Annotated in this window: 5 protein-coding genes; 3 read left to right on the top strand and 2 right to left on the bottom strand. The window is 53.0% G+C overall.

The annotated features are described in order from the left end of the window. From VGE80_RS14520 to VGE80_RS14510, 3 genes are all read left to right on the top strand, one after another. Nucleotides 1–792 (top strand): DUF1207 domain-containing protein (locus tag VGE80_RS14520; protein ID WP_440593167.1); only part of this gene is annotated, 792 nt, incomplete at its 5' end. Between the two features lie 444 nt (nucleotides 793–1,236). Further along, nucleotides 1,237–2,187: a nucleotidyltransferase domain-containing protein gene (locus VGE80_RS14515; RefSeq protein WP_397569185.1), complete on the top strand. Its 951-nt coding sequence runs from the start codon at nucleotides 1,237–1,239 to the stop codon at nucleotides 2,185–2,187. Then, the gene (locus VGE80_RS14510) at nucleotides 2,184–2,945 is read left to right on the top strand and encodes a nucleotidyltransferase domain-containing protein (RefSeq protein ID WP_440593166.1); all 762 of its coding nucleotides are present in this window, start codon (nucleotides 2,184–2,186) and stop codon (nucleotides 2,943–2,945) included. The genes VGE80_RS14515 and VGE80_RS14510 overlap by 4 nt, the downstream gene beginning before the upstream one ends. 271 nt (nucleotides 2,946–3,216) lie before the next feature. Here VGE80_RS14510 and VGE80_RS14505 read toward each other — a convergent pair whose 3' ends face one another. Both VGE80_RS14505 and VGE80_RS14500 read right to left on the bottom strand, forming a co-directional pair. Beyond that, complete coding sequence (locus VGE80_RS14505; protein WP_440593165.1) at nucleotides 3,217–4,797, bottom strand: hypothetical protein; 1,581 nt, start codon at nucleotides 4,795–4,797, stop codon at nucleotides 3,217–3,219. A gap of 82 nt (nucleotides 4,798–4,879) precedes the next feature. Beyond that, nucleotides 4,880–6,334 (bottom strand): hypothetical protein, encoded by a 1,455-nt coding sequence (locus VGE80_RS14500; RefSeq protein WP_440593164.1) that lies wholly within the window; start codon nucleotides 6,332–6,334, stop codon nucleotides 4,880–4,882. Nucleotides 6,335–6,544: the final 210 nt, after the last annotated feature.

Genomic DNA, 6,544 nt, shown 5'->3' with positions numbered 1-6,544 from the left:
CCCCCGTCTGTATTGCCATCTCAACCCGCAACGGAATGGAGCTGGAAGTTTCTGCCGCAGGGATTTCTGTACCACACTTACTGGGCCAGTACGGCGGAACCACGGCTCTCCACACGCGCCGTCAGTGACTCAGGAGGACACAACTCTCTCGACTCACAGATCGGCGGTCGTTTCGGCATTGTGCGATTTGGCAACGCCAATGCAGATGAGGGATTCCAGCTTGATCTTCTCGGAGGAGCGAATCTCAGACAGAACACGGACACGGATGACTGGGACATGACGGGGACCGATTATCGATACGACATTCCATTGACCTATCGGCGCGGACCTCATGCCTGGAAATTCGGATTCTATCATGTCAGTTCTCACATGGGTGATGAATTCCTGAAGTTTCATCCCTCAGTCTCGCGAATTGACTATTTCCGTAACTCGTTCTATCTCGGCTACTCATACTATGTTGTTCCCGAGTTCCGATTGTATGGAGAAATCGACTACGCCGTGCGGTCCGACTTTGCTGAACCATTGCACCTTCAGGTAGGGTTTGATTGGGGTCCCGTACGTCCGACCGGCGTTCAAGGTGCTCCGTTTCTGGCAGTAAACGGCCACCTTCGTGAAGAACTTGATTATAGCGGGAATGTCAGTATCCAGGCGGGATGGGCGTGGAAAGGGGAAGGCCGGGCGGCCGGAACGTTACGAACGGGCCTGCATTACTATAACGGAGGTAGCCCTCAGTACTCCTTCTATCGTGAAAACGAACAGCAAATCGGCTGCGGATTATGGTACGATTTCTAGTCGAGAACAAATCCGTGACCCCATCGCAACATCGCTCCACTCGTCCTTCCGACAGTCCTCTTTGCCCCCCGCGTTTGAAAAGTGGACGATGTTTGCTGAGGCGAGGCTGATTGCTTTGAAGAAAGTTTTCAGCGGACGGGTTGCAAACGATGGACGGCGTTAATCCGCCCTTGATCGGTCGGACCTGATCAAAAGGTCGAACTCGATCGGGAAGTCACTTAGCGCCCATTGCCGACCACACCCGATAGCGACTACAACGCCAATTGTGAGCCGCTGCCTGCCTGACAGGACCGTCACTCGGATCGCGGCTTCGAGTGGTCCCACCATAAACTTCAGGTGTGGGCCGCATGTGCTGCTGGCGAACATCGAAAGCTGTGAGGTCCCTCTCCACGCGGCCGAAAGATCAACTCGTCGGTTCTCCGATGCGGATGGGGGTGTTCGACCGTGAATGAACGAGTGCAGCAGAGCCCAAGCCCGATCTATTCGACAGGGGCGCTTGTCGTGTCGCTGCGTGATGTCGTCGGCCAAGATGGGCAGACGGTTCATCCACGCGGGGCGGTCGGTATCATTGTTCGTTCTCCAGGAGACCTCGATCCCACTTGTCGAGTTCGGTTTCACGACGGCTTTGAAGCAGCATTGCACCGAGCCGAGATGGTACTGCTGGCGCAGTACAAAGAAAGCGAATCCGGTGAAGTACAGATCTCTTCGACTCGCGGCAATCTCTATGATCGAGTGATCCTTCGCTGTGTGATCGGCTCACGCGCCTATGGACTCGCCGATGATCAATCGGACACGGATTACCGGGGCATCTTCCTGCCCCCGGCCGAATCGCACTGGTCGCTGCATGGCGTGCCGGAACAGCTTGAATGCCAAGAGACGCAAGAGCATTATTGGGAACTGCAGCGTTTTCTCACCTTGGCCCTCAAGGCGAACCCCAACGTCCTCGAATGCCTCTACTCACCTCTGATCGAGAAGATGACTCCGCTGGCAAGTGAACTGCTGGAAATGCGGACCATCTTCCTCTCCCGATTGGTCTATCAAACCTATAACGGTTATGTACTGTCCCAGTTTAAAAAAATGCAGGCCGATCTTCGCAATCAGGGAGAAGTCAAATGGAAGCATGTGATGCACCTGATTCGATTACTGATTTCAGGCATCGCCGTTCTGAAGCACGGTTTTGTACCAGTGCGGGTCGACGAGCACCGAGACTTGCTGCTGGCAATTAAGCGTGGTGAAGTCCCCTTGGAAGAAATTGACAAGTGGCGATTGAGCCTGCACGCTGAATTCGATCGGGCATTGTCAGGGTCGAAGTTGCCGGAACGCCCCAACTACGAACAGGCAAATGCACTGCTTGTGAGGGCCCGGAGAGCAGCGTTGTCGGAGGAGCTACCATGAACATTGATCCCAGGCTGGCAAAGCAGGTGCATTCTCACCCCTATCCGCTTTTGTTCATCACGATCAGTGGCGCACATCTTTACGGCTTTCCTTCACCTGATTCCGATTTCGATTTACGTGGCATTCATCTACTACCACTCCAGGATGTGGTGGGGCTGACCCCGACCGGTGAAACTGTCGAGAAGTCGGGCATTGATGATGGCTTGGAAATTGATCTCGTGACGCATGATGCCAAAAAGTTCTTTGGCCTCATGCTGAAAAAGAACGGGTACGTGCTGGAACAATTGCTGTCGCCGCTGATTGTCTTCACAACTCCGGAACACGAGGACTTGAAGGCCATTTCGAGAAGCTGCCTCACCAGGCACCATGCCCACCACTATCTTGGTTTTGCTCAAACGCAGTGGAAGCTTTTTCAGAGGGCAGACCCACCCCACGTCAAACCCCTGCTCTACGTCTATCGTGTGCTGCTGACAGGCATCCATCTGATGCGAACGGGAAATGTCGAAGCGAACCTGAACAACCTGAACGACGAGAGCCGACTGCCCTATATCAAGGACCTGATCGACCGAAAGACGAGGGGACCCGAATTAGGACGCCTTGAAGCCGCAGACTTCGAATTCCATCAGAAGGAATACGAACGTTTACGATCCGGATTGCAAACAGCGTTCGAAGAAAGTCCGCTGCCGGACACCCCCAGCGGCACTGCGGCATTGAATGACTTACTGGTGAGAATCCGATTGAAGACAGAAGCAAAGTAAAGACTTCCACCCACTAACTTCTGTCAGGGGATGTCTGGTTTGCAGAGCATCAGGAAGCTGAAGGCCGTGGCGTACCGATGCCAGACTGTGCGAAAGCGGGGCCACGCGATTTGTGTCCCGGTGAAAACATTGTTCAGACGATCGGCTCAGAGAGTGCCTGCAGCAATTTGGCCTGTGATTGTCCAGAAAATGCACTGTCCCTATTGAATCGCCAATGAGCACAGTCGTAATCCTTGGTCGAATTGCCTTAGCGAAACCCGCGATGGACCGGCTACCTGCTGTCGTCAACGGAGAAAGCATAGAAGATATCTCTGCCGTCTGGACTCAAGCATGAGGCGAAGTGTCTGGGCGTAATAATGTCAATGTCTGAGCCATAGTGATGGCCCGCCTTCGAAGAAAGTCGTGCATTTACCAATGTTCCTGATACTATCCGCTTCAACACTTTGGCAGATTTCAAATCTATCAGTTCGTAGATATCTGAATGTTGCCTGAAGCGACAGTCTCCGTATCCGGGAACGTACCCGACGCCGAGCCTGTCCGAATTTAATGTACAATCGAGACGACGAATCTTCGTGTCGGTGAGATTCGTCACATCAACAGCCTTTTTCCACCGATCTGTAAGTGTGTTTCCCTGCAGTATCTGCAGTGTCCTATGAGGCATAAGTGTGGCTATCGTACCGGTGGACGGATCCACAACAAATTCCATCCCTAGAACGTTATTAGAGTCTCGAAGAAATCTTGCGCACCAGGGCAACGTCAAGTGACGATTTGTTACCTCATTCCCGGTTTCGAGAAGGAATTGACGAATGCGATGATCAGTACAGATGACGGATACAACACCCGGTTCGGCATCAAAAAAGAATGCGGCAGGCTGCACATCTTTAGTTGCTGGACAGCAATGGAAGGCCTTGCCGTCAGCGAGCCGAAGTATCGTCACATTCTGTGACTCATCCAATGAAACAAAATACTGTGAACAGTTTGAAAAGCCGATCCGTAATCGCCCAAACTGTTGCTGGTTCACATTCTCTTCCCACCAGGGGAGTTCAACTCGAGCGTAGGAATTCCACGGGCGACTAAACTGTTGCGTTTGATTCGCTGGTGGTTTGGCATATCGCAATTCCCAAAGTGGTCGAAAGGGTGCCGTTTCCCAGACAGAGACCTTCATCGTGCCGACGCATAAAGCTTGCATCCCCCGGTCGGCCTTTTCTTTTCGCGCAAGTCGATCAGATTCCACTGCCGAACCAGGCTCAGTACCCTCAGCCATTGTGGCAATTTCGTTCTTCGGTGAGCTGTATCGGCTCAACAACTCACCTGGCGGAGTCCATCCCTCTGAACTGGCCATCCCCACAAAGCGACCATCAGGAGATGTAACGATTTGGTCGGGTCGCCGATGGTGATACTTGATCCTTTCGAATTTCGACGTGTCCAAATTAACGACGAGCACACAGTCTTCCGGATCTTTACCGATGTTTTTCAACGGAATCGGCCTCTTCACCTCCACCGGTGGCCCTCCAACAGAGATGATAGCGAAATCCTGGCGTTCGCCATTCGAGTGCCTCTGGGCAATCGCCATGCAAGCGCAGTAGTTCCCACCAGAGACGTTTGGCAAAACGAATGGATCTCGATCTGTGTGAAGTTCAACTCCATACTGCGGTACTGAGTCGCTCATCTCATCAACTTGAGGCGATGGTTCGGGAAGGTTATGGAGAACAAGATTAGTGTCTGCAGCTTCAGCTTGTGGAAATATTATCGGCAATATTGCGACAAGACCTAGATAACATATATGTGCTGTTACGATGGATTTGTATCGTTTATGCAACGCAATTCTCTGATTCAGTTGTTTATATTTCATTCGTTTTTCCGACCTTTATAGGAAATTTAAAGAATGACACTGAGGTACGATTATAAGCGGTTTCAAAGGGGTGCGATCCACTCTATACCGCAACTGTCTGTTGTTTTTCGAAGTTTTCAATCGGTTGAGGTTTGGGAGTTACTGGTATCGGCATTAGTAAGTGAGTGAGTGCCCGATCGCGAACTTGGTTCCAGATTCGACTGAGGGCGATGACTCGCAGCCGCAAAACGTCGCTTCCGCCTTCGATCTTCCATTTCATTCCTGAGAGTTTGAACCGCTGCGTGAACACGATTTTGCAGGCCGCTTCCGTGATACCACTTCCAATCGGGAGCTTGCGATGACGATAGTTCCGGTAGTCCATCTTTGACGCGCGTTCCCGCAGATACTGGTAGGCCGTGTAGTAGTCCTCTGTACGGCCAATCAGGCCACGAATTGCCAAGAGCGCGCCCGCGCTGCGCAAGATGCGAAAGACACCACCCGACTGTTCCTTTAAGATTTTTCGTTGCTTGGCTGACCAGGCATATGCCGCTCGACCAGGGCCGAAAATCGCTTCCGCCAGTTGTGCGACATATTGGCAGGCATGGTAGTAATCGACGATCCATTCCCACTTCAGCAGGTGTGTCGGCCGACACGGGCTTTTCATTTTGCTGAGAATCTCTTCAAAGTAAGTCTTCGGGTGATGGCCGCAATCCGTCACGTAGACCAATCGCGGGAGAACGCCTTCCCAACGCAGGAGCACCTGATGCAGCAGCGCCGTCAATTCGCCGCTGAGCGTGGTCTGGTGAGCTTCCGGCATTTGCCCCAAATAGATGGTTCCCAGCCGTCGACCGTGACGGTCAAGCACCGAGACCGTCGCCGTGCAGGCTTCCTTGTATTTGTTCTGCGAGACGACGGGGATCATCACGCCATCGCGTCCCACACTGAGGGTCGCTCCACGAGGTCCCTTCATCGCCGTTGCCTGCTGCAGCCACACAAGAAGTTGCTGCACTTGAGCCTCTTGACGATGCTCACTCATGCGTTCCGCCATTTCATGAATGACTTTCCTGACGGTTCCGACTCCCCAAACAACACCACGGGAACGTAATTGCTCCAGTAATTGTCGCTGAGTGAGATCCGCTGCCCCATGGGCAACCCAGTCTGCCAGCGCTGGAGTCGCCACGCCGGACACGATTCCCAGTTGAATCTCCAGTGGAAACAAACACGGGCCACCCGTTTCCAGCGGCTGATAGCAATAACGCAGGAGCTCAATCGGCCCGAACAGGCAATTCAGATTCCGCAATGGCGACAGGTTGCGTCGCCGGTAGTAATCCCCATTCCACAGAAACTGCTTTGGCATTTCCGCACGCTCCACTGGTTCCAGGCGATTGACCGTCCATCGCACGATCAATCGCCCCAATTCGCGCAGCAAACCTTGGAGTGCGTGTTCAAATCGCGTCAGGGCGATAGGGGAAATCTCGCCTCGGCGAAAGCTACGCACTAAACGGGCAATCCGCAACAGCGTCCCACACACCTCCAACAACAATTCCCAACTCGTCATCCGAACAATCATTGTCAAATACCGGGTGACTCGCGTAGCATCCTGCACAGCGGCGTTCCTTCCGTGGACTTTGGTCGTAGTAACCCACAGGATGCGCCAGGAACGCCGTTTTTGTATAGATCGAGTCTCCCCATACCGAACACAGAAGCCGCTTCGGTACGGTTTCTACAATTTCCCCCTCATTTCTCAGGTGCCCAGCGGATCGCACCC

The organism is Schlesneria sp., from assembly GCF_036405755.1.
Taxonomy (GTDB): Bacteria; Planctomycetota; Planctomycetia; order Planctomycetales; family Planctomycetaceae; genus Schlesneria; species Schlesneria sphaerica.
The sequence above is the reverse complement of the archived record's forward strand: the minus strand, read 5'-3'. Positions and strand labels throughout refer to the sequence as shown.

Bases quoted from the DNA above. Each gene is read 5' to 3' on its own strand.
- VGE80_RS14500 (WP_440593164.1), bottom strand. From the start codon at position 6,334: ATGACGAGTTGGGAATTGTTGTTGGAGGTGTGTGGGACGCTGTTGCGG.
- VGE80_RS14510 (WP_440593166.1), top strand. From the start codon at position 2,184: ATGAACATTGATCCCAGGCTGGCAAAGCAGGTGCATTCTCACCCCTAT.
- VGE80_RS14505 (WP_440593165.1), bottom strand. From the start codon at position 4,797: ATGAAATATAAACAACTGAATCAGAGAATTGCGTTGCATAAACGATAC.